We start from the raw sequence: 21986 nt of genomic DNA on the forward strand, positions 1-21986 counted from the left end.
GGGCCTTTGGCCCGCGTGCGGAGATGGAGCTCCGCGCTCCAGTCAATGCATTTTCAACGGCGGCTTCACAAAGCGGTTGGCCCGTCCCACCAGGTAGATCAGCATTGCCTTGGCCCAGCCGTGCACTGCTGCCAGGTGCATGCGATACAGGGAGCGGTAGGCGAAGCCGGCGATACGCCCCTCGATGGTGAGGCTGCCCTTGACCAGCGCGCCCATCAGGTTGCCCACCGCGGTGTGTTTGCTGAGGGAGACCAGCGAACCGCGGTCGCGATAGCGGAATTCCTTCAGCGGGCGCCCTTCGATTGCTGCGATCAGGTTGTACTCGGCAACCCCTGCCATCTGCTGTGCCGCCTGGGCGCGCGGGGGCACCTTCTGGCCGGCGCTGTCGGTGCAGCCGGCGCAGTCGCCGAGGGCGAAGATATGCGGATCGCTGACGCTCTGCAGATCCGCGGTGACTTCGATCTGGTTGAGCCGGTTGGTGGCGAGGCCGTCCAACTGGGCCAGGAAGTCTGCGGCTTTTACTCCCGCGGCCCAGACGCGGATGGACGCGGGAATTTCCTCGCCGCTCGCGGTGACGAAGCCCTCCCTGTTCGCCTCCGACACGGCGCAACTGGTCATCACCCGCACGCCCAGGCGGCTGAGTTCCCGCTCGGCGTTGTTGCCCAGGCGCGGCGGCAGTGCGGGCAGCAGGTGGGGGCTGGCCTCGATCAGGGTGACTTGCAGGGCGCGGCGGGCGATATGGCCGTAATGGCCCATCTGCCGGGTGGTGTCCATCAGTTCCGCAGCCAGCTCCACACCGGTGGCGCCGCCGCCGACAATGGCGATCTGCATCTTGTCGGTGACATGGGTTTCCAGTTGCAGGAAGCGGTCCAGCAGCAGGCGGTGAAATCGCCGCGCCTGCTCGCTGCTGTCAAGGAACACGCAGTGATCGCGTACCCCCGGGGTGTGGAAGTCATTGCTCTGGCTGCCCAGGGCCAGCACCAGGTAGTCGTACTCCAGTTCACGCGCCGGTACCAACTGGCGCCCCTCGCTGTCCAGCACCGGGCTTAACTCGATCACCTGCCGGCTGCGATCGAGCTTGTGCAGGCTGCCCAGTTGGAAATCGAAGCCGTTGCCACGGGCGTGCACCTGGTAATTGAGCGCATCCAGGCTGGAGTCCAGCGCGCCGGTGGCTACCTGGTGCAGCAGGGGTTTCCAGATATGGGTGCGATTCCTGTCCACCAGGGTGACGTGTGCCGCGGGGGATTTGCGCTGGCGTTTGCGCGAGAAATAGTGGCCCAGCCGGGTGGCCAGCTGCAGGCCGCCGGCGCCGCCGCCGACGATAACAATTTTCTTCATAAGGTCTTCCTGTCGACTGCTAAAAACCGATTCCCCAATCTGTGAAAGACCATCGCTGCGTTTTTATCGTCGCCGGATTGTCGGCGCTTTGTGGTGGCGCCAGTATCCCCCAGCGGTGCGCGATTGGCAATTTGCGCGGGCACCCTGTAGGAGCGGGCCATGCCCGCGATCGATGTTTGCCGTCTCCTCGATCGCGGGCATGGCGGATGGCCGCCCCGCCGCTCCTACAAGATGGTTTCACTTTGCGCGGCCAGCTGCTGCCAGTCCACCTTTCGGGCCAGTCGTATTGGCCGTCCACCGGCGGTGTTCACCACGCCGACAATTGCCGCCCGCTCGCACCCCGCCAGTTGCAGCGCGCGTACACATTTCTCCGCTTGGGCGGCCGGTATCGCGGCGAGCAATCCGCCGCAGGTCTGCGGATCGGTGAGCAGCGCCCAGTGGGGCAGCGCACCCCACTCGCCGGGGTTGTCGACGCTGCCATAGGCGGTGGCATTCTGCGGCTGCAGGCTGGACAACCAGCCCTGTTCCGCGCAGTGGGCGGCGCCGGACAGCAGCGGCAGGTTTTCCGCAATCAGGGTCGCGCCCAGGGGACCCGTCCCGCCGCCGGCATAGTCGAGGCCGAGCATTTCCAGTAGATGGCCGAGCAGGCCGAAGCCGGTGATATCGGTGAGTGCGCGAGCGCTGTGGCGGGCGAAGATTTCCGCGGCGGCAGCGTTGCTCTGCAGCATGGTCTGCAATGCTTCCTGCAGCCAGCGGCTGCGCGCTTTTCCCAGCCCCTCGGCGGCGAACAGGGTGCCCACGCCCAGCGGTTTGCTCAGCACCAGGCAATCGCCGGGGCTGGCGCCGGTCTTTTCCAACAACTGCTCCGGGTCGGCGATGCCGTTGACCGTGAGACCCAGTTGCAGCTCCGCACCCTCGGCGGTGTGTCCGCCGCTCAGGGCGCAGTGGTGGCGGTTGAGTTCCAGGGCCGCGCCGTCGAGCAACTGCTGCAGGTCGCGCCGGGCCAGTTCCGCCGTCGCCAGCGGCAGGGTGACCAGCGCCTGCGCAGCGACGGGCTGGGCGTGCATGGCGAACAGGTCCGACAACGCGTGCAGCGCCGCCAGGCGGCCGAACAGCCAGGGGTCGGAGACCAGCGCGCGGAGCTGATCCGAACTCTGCACCAACAGTTTGCCGTGGGGCAGGTCCATCACCGCGGCGTCGTCCCCCGCGCCCCGGCGCAAGTATGGGGACTGCTGCGGCGGTAGTTTTTCCAGGGCGCGGTTCAGCACCTGGGCGCCCACCTTGGCGCCGCAGCCGCTGCAGCGCATTTTCTCCAGGGCGATACCGCTGCGTTCGCCGATGATTTCCCGCGGGCGCCGCGGCGGTTCCATGATCATGGGCAATTCACTGAAGCGCCGCATAAAAGCGCGGTCGATATGGTTTTTCCAGCGCCACAGGCCGCCGCCCGCGACCGCGAGGCCGTTGCGCACGGCCACGGCGCGCTTGCCGCCGCAGGAGAGCAGGCTGAGGAAATGTCTCTGCGGCCGGAAGCCTTTCAGCGGCTTGCCGATAAGCGCCGCGCGCAGGTTGTGGAACAGCACGGGGCCCTGGCGCACCGCGTAGACTCCGGCCTTGGGCAGCGGCTGCTCGGCGAAGCTGGCCACGTCGCCGACGGCGAAAATATTTGCCCGACCCTGTGCGCGCAGTTTTTCATCCACCAGTACGAAACCGCGCTCGTCCAGGGCCAGGCCGCTACCCGCCAGCCAGGTCGGCGCGCTGGCCTGGGTGCAGAGCAGCACCCGGTCCAGCGCCAGGGTGCGGCCGTCTTCGCTACGCAATCCGCCGCCGGTGATTTCCGCCACCGGCCAGTTGCGGTGCACCTGTATCCCGAGTCTGTCCATTTCCCGCGACACCAGTGTGCGCGCCAGTGGCGGGTACTGCTCCGGCAGGCGGTCGCTGTTGTGCACCAAGTGTATTTCGGCACGATCCCCCAGGGTGTGGGATACCGCCATCGCCAGTTCACAGCCACCGGCGCCGCCGCCCACCACGCCGAGTTTCAGCGGCGCACCGCTGTTCCGCATCTGTTCCTGGAGCTGCTGCCAGTGGCGGTGGAAGTCGCCGACAGGTTTTACCGGAATCGCCAGTTCCGAGCCCGGGATATCCCGCGCGGGGGTGGCGCCCACGTCCAGCGACAGCAGGTCGAATTCCAACTCCGGGCGATCGGCCAGGGAAATGCTGCGCTGATGCAGGTCGATGTGCCGGGCGCTGGCCTGAATAAAGCGCGCACCGGCAGCGCGGCAGAGGCGCGCCAAGTCGATATGGATTTCATCTGTGCGGTAGTGGCCCGCCACCAGCCCCGGCAACATACCGGAGTAGGCGGTTTGCATTTGCGGTGAGACCAGGGTCAGGCGCGCCCCCGGCAGCGGGTTCATGGCCCACATTCGCAGCACTATGGTGTGGGCGTGGCCGCCGCCGACCAGGACGATATCCTGGTAATTGGGGTACTCCTGCATGGTCTCTCGCGGATAGTAATGATCAATTAATAGGCAGTCTAATGGCCGAACCGGCCTAGTGTGGTGTCTCGTACTAAATGGTCCTATCAGAGCCCCCCAAAATGCTCACAGTTAGGCGCAGCTCGCAGGGAATGGTCATTCCATTTTCAAGAGCTGCAACGCAGCTGTGGGCATTTTGGGGGGCTCCCTCCGGGCGGGCCGCTAAGCAGCCATCTGCGGCGTTGCATTTGCTTGACGTAGAACAACTACGCCAGCGCAAATGCGCCTTGCATCTGGCCGCTTAGCGGCCCGCTGATATGACCATTTAGTACGAGACACCACACTACGCGCATTATTGCGCGTCAGCTTACAAAAATCCCCGTGGCGCTGGTCTTTAATTAGTGGGCGCCGCTGCAGCCCCCTGTTTCGCCAAATTCATTTTCAGCGCTGTTTACCAATAATGCCAATGCAGTCTTCCCAGTTTATCGCTCCATTCAAGCGCCTGTTCCGGTGGCTGGTGGTTGGGCTGTTGCTGCTGGGGCTGTTTTCCATTACCGCCTCTATCCTGGTGCGGGAGAGCATCGAGCACTGGCTGCGGCAGCGAGGCATGGAGACGCAGATCGATCATCTGTATGTATCCATCCCCACGCTGAGTCTCTATGTGCATGGGGTGCGAATAAAAAACGATCGCGGGCGCGGTTTCCGCGCGCGGGAGCTGATGCTCAACTACAGCTGGTGGCAGTTGCTGCGCGGGCGCATGCAATTGCAGGAGGCGTACCTGGACGGCGCGCACATGGACCTGGAATCCCGGTGGGAGGACGGGCGCCGCTTCTGGGAGATCGGTGGATTGAGACTGGGGGCGGTACCCCCTGCACAGCGGGACCTGCGCCTGCTGTTCGAACGCCTGCGCGTCCACGACAGCCGGCTCTGCTACCGCCACAGGCCCCAGTGGCAGACGCCCACCTGTATCGATTTCACCGAGCTGCGCGCGCAGGATTTCCTGGTGCGGGTGCTGCGCCGCGGTGATGATCCATTGCAACTGACGATCGGTGCCGACCGGCTGCACCTGCGCAACCTGCTGGCGAGAGATGGCAGAGACGGCGATCCCAATACCGCGCTGGTGAAACTGGACCTGGAGGAGGCGCTGTTCAAACACCCGGGCAACCGTATCACCGCCGCGCGGCTCGAAGCCGAGCACTTCGCCAGTTGTCCGCCGGAGCGTTGGGCTGAAGTGCGGCCGGGCCTGCGCCGGGTGATCGGCCACTGCGGCGCAGCGCGGAAGTTGCAACTGGAAGGCGAGCTGTTGTTTTCCTTCGGCCCCGAGGCCCGGGCGCAGTGGCAGAGGGCCAGCGGCCAGGGCATCCTGCTGCGCCACAGCAATCGCCGCTACCCCAACTGGCGGGCGGACACCTTGGCCATGAACCGCTTCCGTTATACCCGCGAGGAAAAGAAACTCACCTGGCACCGTGCCGGCGCCACCGCCTTCGACTGGTGTCCGTCGGCGTGGCGCAATCGCGAACACCACTACTGCGTGCGCGCCGGCACCCTGCAACTGCCCGAGCCGGTGGTCTTCGACTGGAGCCAGCGCCTGAATGTGCACACCACCGGCGGCCGCCTGCAGCAGACCCGGCTGCTGGATCGGGCCGGCGATGTGCGCAACCCGCTTACCCTGAATGACACCCTGATCGGCGAACTCAACTATACGGGCGCAGAACGCAGCCTGGAATTCCGCGGCCTGGAGATGGGCAGTGCCAGCGGCTGTATTCCCGGCAGCCTGTGGAAAACGGATGACTTCTGCCTGCGTATGGCCGGCCTGCGCACCCCGGAGCCGCTGCAGATCCGCTTCGCCTCGCGGCGCGAGGGGCAGCCCTGGGGCTTTGACAGCGGCCAGTTGACGCTGGCTGAGTTCAGCCTGAAGCGCGAGGGGCAGCCGCAACTGCAGGTGCGGGAACTGCGCTGGCAACATATCAGCTTGTCCGGGTCCGGCTCGCCGCTGCGGCTGCAGGATTTCGACCTGAAATTTCTTTCCGGCTGCCTGCCGGACGCGCTCCTGCCGCGGCGGTTGCGCTCCCTGTGCGCGGACGTGCGCCGCCTTTCCGGGGTGGGGAATTTCGCCTGGACCGACGGTGACGACGGCTTCCTTATCCTCGGTGAACTGTGGCTGGAGCGCATGTTGCTGGCGGATCGGCTGAATGGCGATCGCGGACTGCTGCTGCGACAACTGCACACCGGTCACGGTTATTTCCGTCGCCAGAGTGATACCGAGAACCCCTGGATCGACGACAGCCGGCCGCGCAAGTCCGCGACCTCTCTCGCTTCAGCCGAGGCCGACGACGGCGGAGAGAAAGGCCTGCTGCCGGACGAGCGGGCCGCGGATGACAGGGGCGCGGCGCAGGTGCCGGATGTGCGCCGGCCCAACCTGCAGTTGGAGCGCCTCTCCCTCAGCAGTTTGCAGGGTTGCCTGCCACACAGCTGGGCGCGGCTGCTGTACCAAGAGCCGCGGCAAATGCCCGGCTGTTTCGACCTGCTCAACCTGCGTCAGCACCAGCCATTGAAAGTCGCCTGGGGAGGCGGAGTGGACCTGATTGCGGCGGAGCTGACCCTGGATCGGGCGGAGACGAAAACCCTGGCGGGCGGCGATTTATTCAGCCTGTCCGGCCTGCGGGTGCCCGAGGCGCGGGTCCGCTATCTGCAGTGGAACCGCAGTGCGGATTTTTTCCTGCCGTATTTCTCCCTGGAGGGCTTCAATGGTTGCCTGCCGTCTTCGGTTGCCTCCCCGGTGCTCGATATTCGCTGTGCGGATTTATCCGACGTGCGCCTGGGCGAGAACTTTCAAGTGCAGATAGACCGGCGCCAGGTGTCGGCAAATCTGAACGGTACCCTGGCGCGACGGATACTCCTCACAGAACAGGAAAACCAGGTTGTTATCGATGTGCAGAAATTCCTGGCGCCGCGGCTGGAAATCGCCTGGCTGCGCGATACCGCAAAGGCGACGCGCCTGAAAATAAAAAATGTTTCCGCCGCCCAACTGCACGGCTGCCTGCCCCAGGACTTCACCCTGCGCTCCGGCCTTCCCCGTTGCATTTCCACTTCGGATTTGCGCACAGTGGGGGCGGAAGAAGCCCCCGGACTGACACTGGGGCGCACATTGCTGAAAGTGGCGCCGGTGGCGGAACCCCTCTGGCGCATCGAAGCTGTCGAAGTGGCGCGACTGTCGCTGACACCGGATGCGCTGGAGCTTTACGGGTTGGAAGTGCACCAGCTGCTGGCCTGCGGACTCTGGACCCTCCTGCCTGAAAACGCGCGGGCCTGGGGGATAGCGGATTGCATCGCCGCGGAGGACCTGCAGTTTGCCGGCGTCAGCCGCATCGGCCTGACCCCCGCGGTGGCGCGCCTGGAACTGGGGGAATTGAATTCGGAGGCGATAGCCCTGTGGCAGGAGGAGGGGGAATACGCACAGGTTGGGCTGCAGCGTTTGAGCTGGAAAAAGTTGCGCTGGAACGGTGGCCCTGTGGTGTGGGTAACGGATCTGCGGATACACGATTTCCAGGGCTGTCCTGTCGGACCCGTGGAACAGGTGGCCGCACAGGTCGCGGAGGCGGCGAAGGCGCCGGTGGGGGATTCCTGTATCCGGCTGGGCGATCTCTATCTGCCGGGGACACAAAGGCTGTCACTGGCGCCACCATTTTCCTTCGGCGGCTCCATCGTGCTGGCGGACCTGTCGATCGGCAATCGGTCCGGCGAGCCCTGGGAATTTGCCCGGGTTCAACTGGACCAACTCACCTACGGCGGCGACGGCCTGTCGATCGGCAGCCTATCCGGCCTGAGCGGCTGCCTGCCGGCCGGCTGGCTGGGAGATACGCGGCTGGCACCCTGCTATCAATTGGGACCCATGCGGCTGCAGGGCATCGAGCGCGTGGATACCCCCGCCGGGCGGATCATCGAATTGCACGGGCTGGTTATCGACGGTGCGCGGTTGATCCAGGCGGACTACCCGAAGGGGCAGGCCCAGCTACTGCAATTGGAATCCCTGAGCGCGGGGGTTCTTCGCTTCGGCGCCGGGGAGGTTTCCGCCGACGATTTGCGCATGAGCGGTATCAGCGGCTGCATTCCCCGCGGCTACATCAGTCGCGTGGATCACTGCGTGGCGGCGGACAGCCTGGAAACCCGTGGAAACTATCGCGGCCGCGATGGAGGGGGGTTGGCGTTGGACTCTATCCGGCTGGAACAGCCGCGGATCCTGAGCGCCGGCGGGGAACGGCTGGTGCGCGGGGATTCGGTCTGGGTGGAACAGCTGTTTGCCAGCGAACGGCAGCTGCGCTTCCAGTATGCAGAGGCCGGCGGGGTCGCATTCTTCGGCCGCGCCGAAGATGCACCGGACTACGGGCACCACGCCTGGAGTGGCGAAGTGGAGCTGCTGCGGGTCGATCGCCTGCACTATGACCGCGTGGGAGACCACCTGGATATTGCCAGCGTCGATATGGTGCGGCCTAAGGCGATCCTGGTTCGCGACCGCCTGGGGGAGTTTCCCCTGCGCAGAAAGGTGGCGGCCCTTACCGGCGAAATGCCGACCTTGGCCAGGGCGGGAGAAGCGGTCACCGAAAAACTGAAATTCCGCTACCGCATCGGCGACGTCAATATCGACAGTGGCATGTTAACCTGGATCGATCACCTGGGCCGGTTCCGCAGCCGGTTGCCGGTGCGCGAGATCAACCTGCGCCTGATCAACGCCAGCAGTCACCCGCTGCACCCGCCGGCCATCCTGCTGGTGAATGCCCGCCCCGGGGGCCTGGGGGAAGTGCAGCTGGCGGGGTTTATCGACTACAAGGACACCCGGAAATGGGACGCCAACCTGACGGGCTATCTCAAAAACGTCAACCTGATTCCCGCCAGCCCTTATATGGCCAACCTGCTGGGCTACAAGATCCTGCAGGGGCAGGTGGACGCCACGATGGATATTCGCATCGTGGACAACAAGGTGGATGCCCTTTCCGAAATCGTGCTGAACAAAATCAAAGTGCGCCGGGTGCGCGACGGGGATTCCCTGCCAGTGGAGAAAACGCTCATTCCCTTGAATATCGCCCTGGCGCTGTTGCGCGACGGCAAGGGCAATGTGCGTTTCTCCATGCCGATAACCGGCGATCTCTATGACCCGAAATTCTCCTTCAGCTTTATCTTTGGCGACCTTCTGCAACGTGCCATCATGGAGGCGCTGTTCAGCTACTTTACGCCACTGGGCTTCTACACCCTCGCGCGCCTGGCGTGGGAGCGTTTTCGCGCCGTGCGCTTCAAACCGGTGCCCTTTGCCCCGGGCAGTGACGAATTGAGCATGGAGGCCAGGGAGCACCTGGCGGATGTGGTGTCTACATTAAGAGAACGCCCGGAGGCACGCCCGGGCATCTGTGGTGTCGCCACCGCCCGGGACTGGATTGCGCTGTATCCCGCCAGTACGCCTGGCATGCGTGGCAGCCGCAAGGCGCGGGAAACCTTCTATCGCTTCCCGCCCACCGAGATACACGAGGAGTTGGAAGAGCTGGCCGATCGCCGCAGCCAGCGTGTGCAACTTTTCCTGTTGAACTCCGGCATTACCGCGGACAAATTCATCCAGTGCGCGCCGGACTACAACGGCCGCGATTTCGAGGAGCCGCGGGTGGAGCTTTCCAATTAAAGCTGTTGAAGATGCTGTTTTTTGTAGGATGGGCAAAGCGCAGCGTGCCCATCAGACGGGCATAGATGGGAGTGCTGCGCTTTGCCCATCCTACGGAAGAAAATAGTTATGGCCATGAATCTTGCGCAGAAACTTATCCAACCCCATCTCGCCAGCGGCTCCCTGGAGCCCGGCGCGCCGATCGAACTGGTGATCGACCAGACCCTCACCCAGGATGCCACCGGCACCATGGTGATGCTGGAATTCGAGGCCCTGGGCCTGCCGCGGGTGAAGACCGAAATTTCCGCGCAATACGTGGATCACAACCTGCTGCAGACGGATTTCAAGAACGCCGACGATCACCTGTTCCTGCAGAGCGCCTGTCGCAAATACGGCGTCTGGTATTCGCGCCCGGGCAACGGCGTCAGTCACCCGGTGCATATGTGCTGCTTCGGCATCCCCGGTAAGACTCTGTTGGGTTCCGACAGCCACACCTGTGCCGCCGGCTCAATGGGCATGCTGGCAATCGGCGCCGGCGGTTTGCAGGTGGCCCTGGCCATGGCAGGCATACCTTTCTCCACCAAGATGCCGAAGATTCTCGGGGTGAAGCTGGAGGGTGAACTCCCCCCCTGGGTGAGCGCCAAGGATATTATCCTGGAGATGCTGCGCCGGCAGACGGTGAAGGGTTGCGTGAATAAAATTGTCGAATATTACGGTCCCGGCCTGGATAAACTCACCGCCATGGACCGCCACGTGATCGCCAATATGGGCCAGGAACTGGGGGCAACCACCAGTGTCTTTCCCGCCGATCGCGCGGTCAGGGCATTTTTGCGGCAACAGCAACGGGAGGCGGATTTCGTCGAACTGGCCGCGGACGATGGCGCCAGTTATGACGAGGCCGACACCATCGACCTTTCCACTTTGGAGCCGCTGATCGCCTGCCCATCCAGTCCGGACAAAGTGGTGCCGGTGCGCGAGGTGGCGGGCAGGCCCATCTACCAGAGCTATATCGGCTCCTCCGCCAACCCGGGCCTGCGGGACTTTGTCATCCCCGCGCAGATGGTCGCCGGCCGGCGGGTGGGCGACGGCGTCTCCTTCGATATCAACCCCACCTCGCGCCAGCTGCTCGAGGAAATCAGCCGCAGCGGAGAACTGGCGAAATTACTGGAAGCCGGCGCGCGCCTGCACCAGACCGGCTGCGGCGGCTGTATCGGCATGGGGCAGGCGCCAGCCAGCGGGCGCATCAGCCTGCGAACCGTGCCGCGCAACTTCCCCGGCCGCTCCGGCACCGTGGAGGACCAGGTCTACCTGTGCAGCCCGGAGACCGCCACCGCCAGCGCGCTCCGCGGCGAGATCACCGATCCCCGCGATATGGATATGGACTACCCGTCTTTTACCGAGCCGGAACAGCTGCCGGATATGCGCCCGCTGCTGCTGGCGCCGATGGACTCTTCCCTGATAGAGGTCGTGGAACTGGAAAAGGGCCCCAATATCAAGCCGCTACCGGACTTCGAATCGCTGCCAAAAATATTAAAAGGTCCGCTGCTGCTCAAGACCGGCGACAATGTCTCCACCGATGAAATACTTCCCGCCGGTGCAGAGATACTGCCGCTGCGTTCCAATATTCCCGAAATCAGCCGCTACACCTTCTCTCGTATCGACAAAGATTTTTACCAACGCGCCATAGACCTGAAAGGCGACTGCTTCGTGGTGGGTGGAGAAAACTATGGCCAGGGCTCCAGCCGGGAGCACGCCGCCATCACGCCGCGTTACCTGGGGGTGCGCTGCGTGATCGCCAAGAGCATGGCGCGCATCCACCGGCGCAACCTGGTCAATTTCGGCATAATCCCACTGTTGTTCGAAAACCCCGATGACTACGACAAACTGCAACAGGACGCCGAACTGGAACTGGACAACCCGGTGGACCAGCTGGTGGAGGACCAGCCGGTGCAGCTCAAGAACCTGTCCTCCGGAGAGCAGATCACCCTGCGCCACGATCTCTCGGAGGAGGAGATTGCAACGCTCAGAGCGGGTGGGTTGATCAGCCGGACGCGGGAGGAACACCCGGATATCCACTGAAGAGTTGACGCTTCCACGAAATCTCAGATATCTAAGTATTGTTGTGCTGGTAACGCTTGTATACGGTACATTGGTTTGGGGGTATCGTGATCTTTTATATCCCAATGCATAATAATCAATGGCAGGCGAGATAAAACAGCGTGCGCCTGATATCGAAGGGTGCCTCCGAATCGTCCGCCTGCGTTGAAATAAAAGCAAGCAATATTCATGACAGTGTCAAGGGGGCGAGAGGCAGTTTTCTGCTTCAGGAGGAAGGCGGTGCGGGTAAGATCCTGACCATAGCCCGATGGGACACAGTTGAAGATTGGAAAGCCTTCTGGAAAAGAGAAAACCCGCAGGAAATGCAGAAAATGCGCAGTTTGGGAGAACGCATTTCAGTAAAAGTATACGATGAGTTTGCTGACTTTACGGTTTAGTTTGGCCTGATTTCCAGTCCCCCCGACAGGGGTTCATAAAATTCTAACGTTTATGATCAAACTGCATGCGACACCTGCTCTGTTAATTGGCAAAACACATGAAACCAGTTGTCCAAGAGGAAATGTCAGGCTGTGGAATAGCGGCGAGTGCCGCTCTTGCAGGTGTAGCTTACGCTGAAGCCAAGCGAGTGGCCAACAGTTTGGGGATCTACGCCGAGGATAAAACCTTGTGGTCAGACACAGGGTATGTGCGGCAGATCCTGTCTGCTCTCCAAATTTCCACATCGGCTGTGGAAGTTCCGTTTGAGTCTTGGGATCGCCTTCCAGCGAAAGCCCTGCTTGCAATCAAATGGCATATAGAAGGAGGAAAGCCTTTCTGGCATTGGGTTGTATTTTCCAGGCAAGACGATCAGGCCTTCGTACTGGATTCCAAGAAAAGTTTGAAATCGCACATCCGTCGTGACTTCGGACGTATGAAACCCAAATGGTACATTGAGGTATACAATTAACAAGTCGCAGTTAACGCTCGGTGTTGAGCGTCCCAAACATGCCGCCGCTGTGCTTTACAGTAAATATTCTGAAATAGAGGGTTTTTAGTGATCGCAAGAGTATGGAAAGGGTGGACAACGAAAGAGAATTCCCGGAAATATGAGGAGCTTTTCAAGAGCAAGGTTCTTCCTAAAGTTACCCGGGGAGTTCGAGGCCACAAAGGTACCGATTTGCTCAGGCGTGAATCTGAAAATGAAGTCGAGTTTACGACTATTTTCTGGTTTGAGTCTCTTGAAGACGTGAAAAGTTTTGCAGGTGAGAAATTCGAAAGAGCGGTAGTTCCCGGTGAGGTTCAAGAGCTGATGTTACGTTATGAGAAAACTGTGCAGCACCATGAGGTGGTGCTTTGAGCACCTTTATTCTAGCTTGTTCGGGCCTTAGAGGGCCTGCGCTCCTCTGTCGTTTGCCCTTGACTTGTAAGCACCGCCCCTTTTTAATCGCGGCGAGCTTTTTGTCACACTCTTAAAAGGAGAATAAAACGTGCATAAAATCAGCAGCTTGACCTTGGGGGTGTTGACGTGTATGGCCGCTTCCACTGTGGCGGCGCAGGGAGATATGGCGCCGTCGCTGTATAAGAGCCGCTGGGGCGTCAACGCGGAACTGATCAATTTCGATCCCGATATTGCCGCCGCCAGCGGTATTTCCGACAGCGGCTTTGGTATCGGTGTCGGCTATGCGGGCGAGAAGGGCCTGTTCAATTTCAACATTGGAGTCAGTTTCTTTATTATTGACGACGAAGACGAGTTCTCCCAGCGGGTGGAAAACGACTGGACTGGCGACGAATCCACCGAAGACTCAAGCATTGATGCCGGTTCAATCTATATCGATGGCGGCATTCAGCTTCCGCTCTCCGAAGCCGGCAATTTTGTACTGGGCCTCAACGCAGGTTACCGCTATTTCGATATCGACCGCGGTATCACCTATTGCAGTGACTGCTACAGTGAAAATGTGGATATAGAGAGCACTACTTACCTCAAACCCTTCGCACGCTTCGGTTTCAGCGATGCGATTTCCGGCACGCTGGCCTACTACAGCTACAACGGGGACAAGGGTGCAGATAACTCGCTGCAGTTTTCCGTGGACTGGAATTTCTGATTTCGGGTCGCCCAGGCTTCTGTTCGAGCCTGGCAGAAATGAGTCAGGTTTCGCTTTCGCCGGATTGCACACACGGTTCCATTGCCTTCGTCCGCTCTTCGGACAGCCAATCGGCGGTGGGCATGGAACCGGATTCGATCCAGTGAGCATAGAATCCGATCTTCCGGTCGATCATTTCGAGGGCATGGTTCCATTCCGCAATGTGTTCCTCAACCTGCAGTCGGTGAGTCTGCAGAAGTCGCTGGCGTTGATCGAGGGTATCCGTACCCTCTTCGACCAGGGCGGTATAGCGGTGCATGTCCTTGATGGACATGCCCGTACAGCGCAGGCGCCCGAGCAGTTCCAGCCAGCCGACGTGATGCTCGCTGTAAACGCGACGTCCGCCGGTGTCGCGACGTACGCCGGGCATAAGTCCCTGGCTTTCGTACCAGCGAATGGCGTGCACGCTCTTCCCCGAGCGTGCGGCGAGCTCCCCGATGCGAAGCCGGGAGCGCGATCGCTCAGCGGCGTGTTGGCGCATCGAGAACCTCCTCGACAAGTAGCGTATCCATATACTCGGTCAGCTCCTTTATCTTGCCGTTTTCGAAGCGGCAAATGTAACAGTAGGTATTGTTATAGGGCTTGCCCGAGCGAAGGGAAACTCTGCCGCGACACTCAACTGCCACATAATCGTCTTCCGCAATAAAGCGATGGGCGGTATTGGTATAGGTATAGGTATCCGCGAACTGGGCGAACAGCGGGCCCAGCAACTCATCGCGAATCTGCCGCAGGCCGCGATAGGTGCCGGACCAGGCGGTCGTGCCGATGATTGTCCAGCTGGCGTCTTCGTCCATCAACGCACCGAACGGACCGCGGTTTCCCGTGGCCAGAGCGGCGAAAGCTTCTTGTAAAGCGAGCTTGTTTTGCAGATGCAGGTCGTTTTTCCGTGACATGGCTGAGCTCCTTGGCCTTGCTGGGCTAGGGCGTTCTTATCGCCTTGAGCGAAATTAAACATCCTGGAGTGCACTCTAGGTCAAGATCAAATTTACCACTTTGCGCCTGTTCCGCTACTTTGGCCCGATGTCGCCGAGCTCAGATGCCGGGCATTTTAACGACAATGTTTGCCGCTAACACCATGACTGCGACTCAAACCCACTACTATATGTAGCCTCTGCGACCAACATCCATGCCGGGAGCATGCTATGGCAAATCACGGTTCCTTCTCCGGCAATCCGAAAACCGAGTGGCTTGTCGATACCAACGGAAATGACAGGGATATGGAGTTACTTGAAGACTTTTCCTTCACCGACCCGGTGGGGCGTGTGTGGTTGGCGCCGAAAGGCTCAACAGTGAACGGCGCCAGTATCCCGAGATCGCTTTGGTCCATGGTTGGCAGTCCGTACACGGACGATTACCGGCGGGCGTCAATTGTGCATGATGTCGCGTGCGAAACGCCGGAAATTTCCCGTAAGGAAGCAGACGTAATGTTCTATCATGCCTGCCACGCCGGAGGTTGTAGTCCGAGGCAGGCACGAATTCTTTACGCCGGTGTGCGTATAGGGGCTTGGGCATCTGCGAGCCTTCCAGAGGCAGCCATCTCCCAAGAGGCAATGCTCTTCAGGAAGCGCCCGGATGTTTCAATACTTGAGGAGCGGTTTTTACAAGGCAAGCTCTCGGAGATTTCGCAGGATATGGAGTCATTGCCGGAGGAGGCTTCGGTTGAGCAGCTCGACTCAATCATTGAGCAACATCTCAATGTCTGATCTTTCGTTCCAGGGGGCCGCTCTTGGCGTCCACTGAACACATGCCGCCGAGTCAATAATAAGGTTTCCTTTGCCTGGGAACCTAATCGCCGCGGCCCTCACACAACCGATCCATCCGCAACCGCTCCCGCCGGTCAAACAACCGCCGCGAGCAGATGGCAACGGCAGCGAAAGTCCCGAAGCCGGTGCCTCCGGCGACGGTGAACATAATCAGTATCTGGTATTTCACCGCCAGCGCCGGCGGGCTGCCGGCGAGGATCTGGCCGGTCATCATGCCCGGTAGGGAGACGATGCCCGCCGCGGCCATGGAGTTGATAATCGGCATCAACCCCGCGCGCATAGCCTCGCGGCGGAAATCGCCGCAGGCCTGTGTCCAGGTCTCGCCCAGCATCAGCCGGTTTTCGATGATATCTCGGGAGCGCCGCGCGCTTTCGGTGAGCCGGTCCAGGCCGAGGGCCACGCCGGTCATGGTATTGCCGAGCAGCATGCCGAGCAGTGGAATGGCGTACTGGGGTTCGTACCAGGGGCTGGGACCTATGATTACCACCAGGGTCAGCACGGTGACGCTGAAGGCGGAGATAAACATGGACAGGGTGCCGATGCCGAAGCTCCAACCGCCGCGCAGCCGGTATTTCTGCCGCGCCATCACCTCCCGCCCGGCGAGCAGCAGCATGACCAGCCCCATCAGTGCCACCCAGTGCAGGCTGCCCACCGCGAACAACGCTTCCAGCACCATGCCCACCAGTGCCAGCTGGATGGCGGTGCGCGCCGCGGCGATCAGCAGGGATTTGCCAATCCCCAGGCGGGCAATATGAGTGCAGGCGGCCAGCGCCAACACCAGTGACGATGTGAGGGCCAGTTGCCACCAGGACAGGTCGATCACGTTCATTCCCGCAGCTCCCGCTCCACCAGTTGTGAGCCTTCGATGCGGAAGTGCCGCCGGGCCACGCGCCGGATCTGGTCTTCGCGGTGCGCCACCCACAATACCGGGTGGTGGTGCTCGCGAATCAGGGACAGCAGCCATTCCTCCACCCGCCGGGTGGTCTCATCGTCCAGATTGGCGGTGGGCTCGTCCAGCAGCAACACCTGGGGTTCGCGGGACAAAGCCCGCACCAGGGCCAAGCGCTGCTTCTCACCGGACGACAGGCGGGCCACCGGCCAGTTGGAGGTCTCTTCACTGAAGCCCAGTGTGCGGAGCGCCTTGGGCATCGGCTTGTCCAGATGCTCGCCCACCGTATCGAACCACCAGGCACTCTCCGCGGGGACCATCATTACCGCCCGCCGCCATTGGTGGCCGGGTATTGAGGACTGCTCCTGTTCTCCCAGGCGAATCTCTCCGCCGTGGGGTTCCAGGTCAGCGATCGCCCGCAGCAGCCGGCTTTTGCCGGCACCGGAGGCGCCGGACAGGCAGACGATCTCCCCCGGCGCCAGGGTCAGGTCGATATCTTCGAGCGCACCGACGGCGACGCGGTTGAGGTGGAGTTTCGATGCCAATGGGTTTCCGGCTCTTCTCTAATGTGGTGTAAGGTACTAATTGTGTATATCAGAGCCCCCCAAATCGTTCACAGTTAGGCGCCGCTCGCAGGGAATGGCGTGCCCTTTTCAAGAGCGGCAACGCAGCTGTGGACCCTCTCTATTGGTGAAGAGGGGGGGCTCCCTTCGGGCGGGCCGCTAAGCAGCCATCTGCGGCGTTGCATTTGCTTGACGTAGAACAACTACGCCAGCGCAAATGCGCCTTGCATCTGGCCGCTTAGCGGCCCGCTGATATATACAATTAGTACCTTACACCACACTAGTTGGCGCATCGGGAGAGGGGCGTTAGCCAAAATAGCCAATTCCCCTCGCCATCATAGCCGCAGCCAGCAGTAACACCGCGATCGCCGCCAGTTCCAGGTGAACCACCCGGCGCATGGTGCGCAGCTGCCCGTCGCTGACTTCCGGCAGTCGCCCCTGTTTCAGTGCCTTGTTCCAGGAGATAAAGCGGATGGTTGGGTAGATGGACAGGAAAGCAGCGAGCAGGAAGAAGGTCAGTTTGGCGTGGAAGGCGCCGTTGGCGAAATAGTAGCTGGCTCCCTTCTCGAAGTAGAACACCCGCAGCAGGCCCACCACCAGCAGCGTTCCCGCGGAGATGCCCAGCACCCGGTCTACCACCTGCAGTTTGCGCGCGCTCTCCAGGGTGAACTTTTGCTTCAGCAGAACCAGCTCGATCGCGATCGCGGCCACCAGGGCGAAGGCGGTGAGGTGATGCAGAAAGGCGAACAGGACGGGCATAGACGGTTTCCTTATCCGATGGGGGTTTTTGTTTTCAGGAGGTGGAAGGTACCACAACCTGCGGAAAACCCTAGCGGCGGATAACCGTTAAATACTGCCACTGGTCGCCGGGTGTATTTTCCCGTTCAGTTTTTCCACCAGTCTGTCCACTGCGCGGTATGCCCACTCCACGGACTCCTGGTGCCGGCGATCGCCGAACTCCTGGTATTCGATGCGGATTTCGTGGAAGTCCTCCGCTCCCAGATAGCGGCCAAGGGTGCGTAGATGGGGCCCGAGGTGGTTCATGGACCCGCGGATTCCACCCGGCTCGAAACCGAACTCGCCGCTGGAGGACAACAACACCAGGGTTTTCCCCGAAAGTATTGGTTCCAGGGGGAAATCGCCTCGGTCCAGGTCGAAGGAAAAGGTCTTGCCGATCCTGATCACCTGATCGAACCAGGCCTTGAGGCTGGCGGGCATGCCGTAGTTGTACATCGGTGTGGCAATCAGAATCAGATCCGCCTGTGCCACCTCGTCGATTAATTGGTCGGACAGGGCGAGCAGCTCCCGCTGTTCCGCACTGCGCCGGGATTCCGGGGCGAAGGCAGCCGCTATCCAGGCTTCGCTGATAAAAGCGGGAGGCTCAGCGCCCACATCCCGATGGATAAACAAGGTTTCACTATTGAGATGGCGCCAACGCTTGCAGAAATACTCCGAAAGCGAGCGTGAGAGAGAGCGATACTTTCCCTCCGCATTATTCAGTTGGCGGGCACTGGCAGCTATTTTCAGGATGCTTTTCATCTTTTCCTCCACGGACTTGATTGCGTCTGTGGGATAACTGTGCTTTCAGAGGCACGTATTGACAAAGGATGCTTTTTCACTAATAAATGAATTTTATTCATCTGTAGGAATGGTCATGCACCGCCGGTTGGGCAATCTGAACAGCATCCGGGTATTCGAGGCCGCTGCGCGCCTGGGAAGTTTCAAGGCCGCGGCGGAGGAACTGCATATCACCCCCACTGCGGTGTCTCACCAGATTCGCAACCTGGAAACGCAGCTGGGAGTGGGCCTGTTCGAAAGGCGGACCCGCGCGGTGCGCCTGACCGGTGCCGGCAGCCGGCTGGCCGATGCCGCGCGCCTGTCACTGCAGACCCTGGCGGGCGCTATCGAGGAAATCTCCGGGCAGCCCAAGGCACTCACCGTCAATACCACCAGCGCCTTCGCCGCCCTGTGGCTGGTGCCCCGGCTGCAAAGTTTTTACGACAGATACCCGGATTTGCGGGTGGTGGTGCAGACCGACGAGCAACCGGTCGACCTGAAACGGGACCGGCATGTGGACATCGCCATTCGCTACGGGCGGGAGCCCGGGGGGGAAGCCGAACTTCTATTGCGTGAAAACTTCGGTCTCTACGGTACCGCCGATGCCATCGCCCGCCTGGAATCGGGCAGATCGGTCACCCTGTTGGAAACCCAATGGAAAAGTCCCGAGCTGCCGCCGATTACCGCCGGGCAATGGCTGCGCCGCTTCGCCCCGCGCAGAAAGAGAGTGGTGCAGTACAGCTATGACCAGGAGCTACACGTGATCCAGGCGGCGCTGGCGGGCCAGGGGCTGGCGTTTGCCAGCAACCTGTTGGTGGAGTCCGCCGTTCACCAGGGCTGGCTGCAACCCCACCGGCCCGAGTGTCGCCTGCCGGGGTTTGGCTACTACCTGCTGAGCGGCAGACAGGAGCACCTGGAAAAGGTCGAACAGTTCCGATCCTGGCTGCTCGGCGAGCTGCCCGACAGCCCGGCGTCGGCAATCGGAGGTGAATCCGGATGACCCCCTCTTTGAACCGTTCGCCAATCGCCTCCATAATCCGCCTCTTCCGAGCAGAATAACGAGACTGACGCTGTATGACCGACACCTCCGTTTTCGAGGCCAGCGAGCGCCTGCCGCTCAAGGAATACACAGAAAAGGCGTACCTGGACTACTCCATGTACGTGATTCTCGACCGCGCCCTGCCCAATATCGGCGACGGCCTCAAGCCGGTGCAGCGGCGTATCGTCTACGCCATGAGCGAACTGGGGCTGAAGGCCAGCGCCAAGTACAAGAAGTCCGCGCGCACCGTGGGCGACGTGATCGGCAAGTACCACCCCCACGGCGACAGCGCCGTGTACGAGGCCATGGTGCTGATGGCGCAGCCCTTCTCCTACCGCTACCCGCTGGTGGACGGCCAGGGCAACTGGGGCTCGCCGGACGATCCCAAATCCTTTGCCGCCATGCGCTACACCGAATCGCGCATGGGCAAGTACTCCGAAGTGCTGCTGTCGGAACTGGGCCAGGGCACGGTGGACTGGCAGCCCAACTTCGACGGCACCATGGACGAACCGGCAGTGCTGCCGGCGCGGGTGCCGAATATCCTGCTGAACGGCACCACCGGCATCGCCGTGGGTATGGCCACGGACATTCCCCCGCACAACCTGCGCGAGGTGGTGGATGCCACCGTGGCGCTGCTGGAGAACCCCAAGGCCACGGTGGCGGAGCTCTGCGAGTATATCCAGGGCCCGGATATGCCCACCGAAGCGGAGATCATCACCCCGCGAGAGGATATACGGAAGGTCTACGAGACCGGTCGCGGCTCGGTCAAGATGCGCGCACTCTGGAGCAGGGAGGACGGCGATATCGTGATCACCGCGCTGCCCTACCAGACCAGTGGCGCCAAGGTATTGGAGCAGATCGCCGCGCAGATGCAGGCCAAGAAACTGCCGATGGTGGCGGACCTGCGCGACGAATCCGACCACGAAAACCCCACCCGCCTGGTGGTAGTGCCCAAGTCCAACCGTGTGGACGCGGATGCGGTAATGAACCACCTGTTCGCCACCACCGACCTGGAGCGCAGCTACCGCATCAATATGAATATGATCGGTATCGACGGGCGCCCGCAGGTCAAATCCCTGGACAAGATCCTGGGCGAGTGGCTGAGCTTCCGCACCGTCACCACCCGCCGGCGCTTGCAGTTCCGCCTGGACAAGGTGGAGAAACGCCTGCACCTGCTGGCCGGCCTGTTGATCGCCTTCCTCAATATCGACGAAGTGATCGAGATTATCCGTACCCACGACGAGCCGAAGAGAGTCCTGATGGACAGCTTCGAACTTACCGATGTGCAGGCGGAATACATCCTCGACACCAAGCTGCGCCAACTGGCGCGCCTCGAGGAAATGAAGATCCGCGGCGAGCAGGCGGAGCTGGAAAAGGAGCGCGACACACTGGAGAAAACCCTGGGCTCCGCGCGCCGCCTGAAGTCCCTGATCAAGAAGGAACTGCTGGAGGCGGCGGACGAGTTCGGCGATGAGCGCCGCTCCCCCATCGTCGCCCGCGAGGAGGCCAAAGCCTTCAGCGAGGCGGAGCTGCTCAGTTCCGATCCCATTACTGTGGTGCTGTCGGACAAGGGCTGGATTCGCGCCGCCAAGGGCCACGATATCGACCCCACTTCCCTCAACTACAAGGCCGGCGACAGTTTCAAGTTCGCCGCCCGCGGCAAGAGCAACCAGCCGGCGCTGCTGCTGGACAGCACCGGGCGCAGCTACGCCATCGCCACCCACACACTGCCCTCGGCGCGGGGGCAGGGCGAGCCCCTGAGCGGGCGTATCAACCCGCCCTCCGGTGCCACCTTCGAGGGGCTGCTGATGGGCGCTGACGATCAGCGGGTACTGCTCGCCTCGGACGCCGGCTATGGCTTTGTGGCCAGGTTCGCCGACCTCCAGTCGCGCAACAAGGCTGGCAAGGCCATGCTCACCCTGCCGAAAAACGCCCGGGTGCTGCCTCCCCGTGTGGTGGAAAACCCGGAAGAGGCACTGCTTGCGGCGGTGACCAGCGAGGGGCGGATGCTGGTATTCCCCGTCTCCGAACTGCCGGAATTGGCCAAAGGCAAGGGCAACAAGATCATCAATATCCCCTCGGCGCGCGCCGCCAGCCGCGAGGAAATCGTGGTGGGTGTTGCCGTGCTGGAGGGCAGTGACCAGTTGGTGATCCACGCCGGCAAGCGCCACACCAAGATCAAAATCTCCGAGCTGGACCACTACCTCGGCGAGCGCGGCCGCCGCGGCAACAAGCTGCCGCGGGGGTTCCAGAAGGTGGACAAGGTGGAAGTGGTGGAAAAATAAATGTTCTAGCCTGGGAAATCGAGTTTTCATTCACTCGTCATGCCGGCGCAGGCCGGTATCCAGTCTGGCGGTATCTGGGTTCCGGCTTGCGCCGGAACGACGAAAGCGAGTTATAGGGGCGAACTTTGTGTTCGCCCCTTTTTTTTGTGGGAGCCGGGCCCCTGGGAACGCCGAGCTCCAGCTCGGCACGCGGGCCGCAGGCCCGCCAGGGTTTCTGCAGCCTGATCGCGGCCATGGGCCGCTCCTACAAATGCTG

At 61.6% G+C, this 21986-nt stretch carries 17 protein-coding genes; 9 read left to right on the forward strand and 8 right to left on the reverse strand.

Features of this window, described 5'->3' with window-relative positions:
* Nucleotides 1-42 precede the first annotated feature (42 nt).
* On the reverse strand, nt 43-1338 hold the full coding sequence (locus PP263_RS20225; RefSeq protein WP_308365843.1) for an NAD(P)/FAD-dependent oxidoreductase: 1296 nt from the start codon (nt 1336-1338) through the stop codon (nt 43-45).
* Nucleotides 1339-1562: 224 nt separating this feature from the next.
* Nucleotides 1563-3830, reverse strand: a complete 2268-nt coding sequence (gene selD, locus PP263_RS20230; RefSeq protein WP_308365844.1) for a selenide, water dikinase SelD — start codon at nt 3828-3830, stop codon at nt 1563-1565.
* A 445-nt stretch (nt 3831-4275) separates the two neighbouring features.
* Between selD and PP263_RS20235 the strand changes: the two genes are divergently transcribed.
* The 6 genes from PP263_RS20235 to PP263_RS20260 all read left to right on the forward strand — a co-directional run bounded on the left by PP263_RS20235 (nt 4276) and on the right by PP263_RS20260 (nt 13595).
* Nucleotides 4276-9477 carry a DUF748 domain-containing protein gene (locus tag PP263_RS20235; protein ID WP_308365845.1) on the forward strand — a complete coding sequence of 1734 codons (5202 nt, stop codon included), beginning with the start codon at nt 4276-4278 and terminating at the stop codon, nt 9475-9477.
* Between the two features lie 108 nt (nt 9478-9585).
* The gene (locus PP263_RS20240) at nt 9586-11535 is read left to right on the forward strand and encodes an aconitate hydratase (RefSeq protein ID WP_308365846.1); all 1950 of its coding nucleotides are present in this window, start codon (nt 9586-9588) and stop codon (nt 11533-11535) included.
* Between the two features lie 140 nt (nt 11536-11675).
* On the forward strand, nt 11676-11951 hold the full coding sequence (locus PP263_RS20245; RefSeq protein ID WP_308365847.1) for a hypothetical protein: 276 nt from the start codon (nt 11676-11678) through the stop codon (nt 11949-11951).
* A 98-nt stretch (nt 11952-12049) separates the two neighbouring features.
* Nucleotides 12050-12460: a hypothetical protein gene (locus tag PP263_RS20250; protein ID WP_308365848.1), complete on the forward strand. Its 411-nt coding sequence runs from the start codon at nt 12050-12052 to the stop codon at nt 12458-12460.
* Nucleotides 12461-12547: 87 nt separating this feature from the next.
* Nucleotides 12548-12850, forward strand: a complete 303-nt coding sequence (locus PP263_RS20255) for a hypothetical protein (RefSeq protein WP_308365849.1) — start codon at nt 12548-12550, stop codon at nt 12848-12850.
* A 130-nt stretch (nt 12851-12980) separates the two neighbouring features.
* On the forward strand, nt 12981-13595 hold the full coding sequence (locus PP263_RS20260) for a hypothetical protein (protein ID WP_308365850.1): 615 nt from the start codon (nt 12981-12983) through the stop codon (nt 13593-13595).
* Between the two features lie 43 nt (nt 13596-13638).
* Here PP263_RS20260 and PP263_RS20265 read toward each other — a convergent pair whose 3' ends face one another.
* Complete coding sequence (locus PP263_RS20265) at nt 13639-14115, reverse strand: MerR family transcriptional regulator (RefSeq protein ID WP_308365851.1); 477 nt, start codon at nt 14113-14115, stop codon at nt 13639-13641.
* Nucleotides 14096-14527, reverse strand: a complete 432-nt coding sequence (locus PP263_RS20270; protein WP_308365852.1) for a nuclear transport factor 2 family protein — start codon at nt 14525-14527, stop codon at nt 14096-14098. The genes PP263_RS20265 and PP263_RS20270 overlap by 20 nt, the downstream gene beginning before the upstream one ends.
* Nucleotides 14528-14776: 249 nt before the next feature.
* On the opposite strand from PP263_RS20270, the gene PP263_RS20275 reads away from it, so the two are divergent.
* Nucleotides 14777-15337, forward strand: a complete 561-nt coding sequence (locus tag PP263_RS20275; protein ID WP_308365853.1) for a DUF1353 domain-containing protein — start codon at nt 14777-14779, stop codon at nt 15335-15337.
* A gap of 82 nt (nt 15338-15419) precedes the next feature.
* Here PP263_RS20275 and fetB read toward each other — a convergent pair whose 3' ends face one another.
* The 4 genes from fetB to PP263_RS20295 all read right to left on the reverse strand — a co-directional run bounded on the left by fetB (nt 15420) and on the right by PP263_RS20295 (nt 18388).
* Nucleotides 15420-16226, reverse strand: coding sequence for an iron export ABC transporter permease subunit FetB (fetB, locus tag PP263_RS20280; protein WP_308365854.1), 807 nt, complete (start codon nt 16224-16226; stop codon nt 15420-15422).
* Nucleotides 16223-16831: an ATP-binding cassette domain-containing protein gene (locus tag PP263_RS20285; protein WP_308365855.1), complete on the reverse strand. Its 609-nt coding sequence runs from the start codon at nt 16829-16831 to the stop codon at nt 16223-16225. The genes fetB and PP263_RS20285 overlap by 4 nt, the downstream gene beginning before the upstream one ends.
* 324 nt (nt 16832-17155) lie before the next feature.
* Nucleotides 17156-17608: a DUF2214 family protein gene (locus PP263_RS20290; RefSeq protein ID WP_308365857.1), complete on the reverse strand. Its 453-nt coding sequence runs from the start codon at nt 17606-17608 to the stop codon at nt 17156-17158.
* 87 nt (nt 17609-17695) lie between these two features.
* Nucleotides 17696-18388 (reverse strand): NAD(P)H-dependent oxidoreductase, encoded by a 693-nt coding sequence (locus PP263_RS20295; protein ID WP_308365858.1) that lies wholly within the window; start codon nt 18386-18388, stop codon nt 17696-17698.
* Between the two features lie 115 nt (nt 18389-18503).
* Here PP263_RS20295 and PP263_RS20300 point away from each other — a divergent pair, with 115 nt between their 5' ends.
* The gene (locus tag PP263_RS20300; protein ID WP_308365859.1) at nt 18504-19406 is read left to right on the forward strand and encodes a LysR family transcriptional regulator; all 903 of its coding nucleotides are present in this window, start codon (nt 18504-18506) and stop codon (nt 19404-19406) included.
* 74 nt (nt 19407-19480) lie between these two features.
* Nucleotides 19481-21730 carry a DNA topoisomerase IV subunit A gene (gene parC / locus PP263_RS20305; RefSeq protein ID WP_308365860.1) on the forward strand — a complete coding sequence of 750 codons (2250 nt, stop codon included), beginning with the start codon at nt 19481-19483 and terminating at the stop codon, nt 21728-21730.
* The last annotated feature ends 256 nt before the right edge of the window (nt 21731-21986 follow it).

The sequence above is a fragment of the Microbulbifer sp. TB1203 genome, assembly GCF_030997045.1.
In the GTDB taxonomy this organism is placed as follows: Bacteria; Pseudomonadota; Gammaproteobacteria; order Pseudomonadales; family Cellvibrionaceae; genus Microbulbifer.